Source organism: Streptomyces sp. WELS2 (genome assembly GCF_013870595.1).
Lineage (GTDB): Bacteria > Actinomycetota > Actinomycetes > Streptomycetales > Streptomycetaceae > Streptomyces.
Map to the genome: position 1 here is coordinate 1 of NZ_JACBWZ010000653.1, position 3,588 is coordinate 3,588.

Consider the following 3,588-nt stretch of genomic DNA (forward strand, 5'->3'; position numbering starts at 1 on the left):
GAAGTACGAGGGCGGCGTGCACCGCGTCCAGCGCGTCCCGCCGGTCGTCTCTCGCGCGCCATGCGCCCTCCCCCTGTGTTCGCCCTCGCGGTTCGACCGGTTCTGTATACCGCCGGTTCGCCCCGCCGGCCAGAAGCGGGAGGCGACGGGTTCGGGGGAGGGCGGCCGACGGGTCAGGCCCCGGACGCCTGGAGGAGGGAGTCGTCCTCCGGGCGGGCCCCGGACAGGCGGTGGCGGGCGGCGATCAGGGCCATGTCGACATCCCGGGTGCCGGTGGCCACGCACAGCGTGTAGGAGATGTCCGCGAGCCGCTGCCGTGCCTCGGGGGTGCTCTCCTCGGCCCCGAGCAGGGACAGGGTCTCGTACTGGGCGATGAGGTCCTTCAGCACCGCGGGGTGTGCCATGAGCATGCGTTTCGCCTCCTGGTGATCCGCCGGACGATCGAATTCGCAGGCCGGATACCCCCACGGCACGGGTACATGCCCCGTTCGGCGCCGCGCACGACGGCGGGAATCCGCCCGGTGGCCGGAAACGGCCTGCTTCACAAGCGGTGATCTCCGTTCCGCCGGCCGTCGGGGCGGCGTGTACGCGCCAACCGTGTACGGTGCGTCACCGGCTCGCGACGGCCCGCTCTCCCGCCGTGGCCACCACGCCCGGCGTGCACGGATGCGCGAACCGACGGGTCGGCACGCAGTCATCGCAACTTCTTCACACTGCGATCACTTTCGGCCGATCCGGCTCCGGATCCGTGCAGGGGTACAGACGCCGCGCCCGGCCCGTGCCTAGCCTCCCGGGCCATGCGATCACCTCTGCCGAGACGCCTCGGTCTCACCGCCGTCCTCGCCTTCCTCCTCGCCGTCTTCGGCCTGGCCCCCAGCGCGAGCGCCGACCCCGCGCCCACCACCCTCACCTTCGCCACCGACTCCGCCACCACCACCCCCGGCGGCACGGTGAAGCTGTCGATGACGCTGACCAACAACAAGACCTACGACGTCTGGTTCGTGTACCAGACCATCGACCCGACCTGGCTGACCACCCAGCGCCCGGACCTGAAGTACAGCTTCACCGGGTGCAGCCTGGCCACCGCGGCCGGCAGCACCCCGTGCTCCGGCACCGGCCCGAACAACCTCGGCGCGAACTACGGCTCCACCATCCCGCCCGGCCAGAGCCGGACCGTCACGCTGACCCTCCAGGTCGCCGCCGACTCCGGCTGTAACGGCAACATCGGCTTCTACTCGTACTACTACGCCGAGTTCAGCGACAGCAGCAACACCAACGGCGGACCCGTCTACACCCCCGAGACCCGGGTGCTCTGCGCCTGACGGAGACGGTGGCGGCCAAGGGCCGGTGACCGGAAACAGCCCCGGCCGCGCGCTCGCCACGGGACGCGCCGCGACACATCGCCCGGCGGACCGCATGGTCCGCCGGTGCGTCGTACGGCGGCCGGGACCAGCCAGCCGGATCCGGCCCGCTTTCTGTACCACCGCGCGGCCGCGACGGGAAAACGATCCCTACGGTTGCCCCGGTCGGCGGAGAACACGCGCGCTTTTCCGTCATCTTCGTCAACTCGACCACAAAAGCTACACAGAGACATCACCATGTGACGCGACGGATGCGCCGACGACCGGCTTCTGAGGGGGACGCCGGCGTCGCGCAAGGGGGTGCGTCCGCTCCATGGGAGCCGTGCTCACCCCTGTCCGGGGAGGGGACTTCACCGCAATGAAGCGGACCATACGCACCACCGCCCTGACGGTGGGCGCGCTCATCGGCGCGCTCGCCCTGCCGACCGGTCCGGCCCAGGCCGACACCACCACACCCCGCATCGACCTGAGAGTCCTGGTGGTGAGCGACGGTGGCCCGGCCACCGACGCCATCGCCGCCGAACTCGACACCGCCGGGACGCCCTACACCACGGTCGATCTCACCCGCACCGACCGGCCCACCATCGACGCGGCCTTCCTCGCCGACACCGTCGACGGCCGCCCGCGCGCCAAGTACCAGGCCGTCGTCCTGCCCAACGACAACCCGTTCGCGGCCGGCAGTGCCGAGATGAGCGCCCTCGCCGCCTACGAACAGACGTACGCGATCCCCCAGGTCGACGCCTACACCTACGCCCGGCCCCAGGTCGGCCTCCAGGTCCCGACGTCCGGCGGCTACTCGGGCAGCGTCGACGGCGTCCGCGCCCAGGTCACCGCCGCCGGACAGGCCGGCCCGTTCGGCTACCTCGACGGACCTGTTCCGTTCGAGGACAACTCCCCGACCGTGGGCGAGAGTTACGCCTACCTGTCGGCACCCGCCGCCGGCGCCGACTTCACCCCGTACGTGCAGGCACCGGTGCCGGGCACCACGAGACAGGGCTCGCTGGTCGGCGAGTACCGGCACGACGGCCGGCGCGAACTGGTCGTCACCTTCGTCTACAACCGCTACCAGCAGCAGTTCCGGCTGCTGGCCCGCGGGATCGTGGAGTGGATGACCGGCGGGGTGCACCTCGGTGCCTCCCGCAACTACTTCGCCGTCCACGTGGACGACGTGTTCGCCGCCGACGACCGCTGGGACACCCGGCTGAACTGCACGCCCGGCGACGTCGACTGCGCGAACGGCGGCGGCACCCCCAACCCGATCCGGATGACCCCGGCGGACGTCGACCAGGCCATCGCCTGGCAGAACGGCCACCACTTCACCCTCGACCTGGCCTACAACGGCGCCGGCAGCGTCGACCAGCGCGAGGACAACGACGGCGTCGACCAGCTCGCCGACAAACTGATCGCCGAGCGGGACAAGTTCCGCTGGATCAACCACACCTACACGCACGCCTTCCTCGGCTGCGAGCAGAACGTCACCGTCGTGCCCTGGACCTGCGCCACCAACTTCGACGGCAGCACCAAGTGGGTCGGCCCCGCCACGATCGACTACGAGATCGCCACCAACCGCGCCTGGGGCCAGAACGCCGGACTCCCGCTGGAGACCGACGAGTTGGTCACCGGCGAGCACTCCGGCCTGAGGATCCTGCCGCAGCAGCCGCAGGACAACCCCAACCTGGGCCTCTCGCTCACCGTCGAAGGCGTCAAGTGGATCGCCTCCGACAACTCCCGCGACCCCGAACAGCGCAAGGTCGGCCCGGCCACCACCGTCTCCCGCTACCCGATGAACGTCTTCTACAACGCGGGCCGCGCGGCCGAGCAGGTCGACGAGTACAACTGGCTCTACACCAGCCGCGCCCAGGGCGGCAGCGGCATCTGCGAGGACAACCCGGCCACCACCACCTGCCTGCCGGCCCCGCTGGACCCCGCCACCGGCTACACCGACCACATCGTGCCGCTGGAGACCCGGATCGCCCTCGGCCACGTGCTGTCCAACGACCCCAAGCCGCACTTCATCCACCAGTCCAACCTGGCCGAGGACCGCATCGCCTACCCTGTCCTGAACGGTGTGCTCGACGGCTACGACGCCCTGTTCGCCGACAACACCCCGGTCGTCAACCTGCGGATGAAGGCCATCGGCGCCGAACTCCAGCGCCGGGCCGCCTGGAAGAGCGCCGTACAGGCCGGCCGGGTCACCGCCTACCGCGTCGGCACCACCGTCACCGTG

At 70.8% G+C, this 3,588-nt stretch carries 3 protein-coding genes; 2 read left to right on the plus strand and 1 reads right to left on the minus strand.

Annotation, left to right across the window (positions count from 1 at the left end):
* Window positions 1-173 precede the first annotated feature (173 nt).
* On the minus strand, window positions 174-410 hold the full coding sequence (locus H5J33_RS27490; protein ID WP_030784620.1) for a DUF5133 domain-containing protein: 237 nt from the start codon (window positions 408-410) through the stop codon (window positions 174-176).
* A 387-nt stretch (window positions 411-797) separates the two neighbouring features.
* Here H5J33_RS27490 and H5J33_RS27495 point away from each other — a divergent pair, with 387 nt between their 5' ends.
* Window positions 798-1,322: a hypothetical protein gene (locus H5J33_RS27495; RefSeq protein WP_181797532.1), complete on the plus strand. Its 525-nt coding sequence runs from the start codon at window positions 798-800 to the stop codon at window positions 1,320-1,322.
* A gap of 397 nt (window positions 1,323-1,719) precedes the next feature.
* On the plus strand, window positions 1,720-3,588 hold a 1,869-nt coding region (locus H5J33_RS27500), incomplete at its 3' end, for a hypothetical protein (RefSeq protein WP_181797533.1).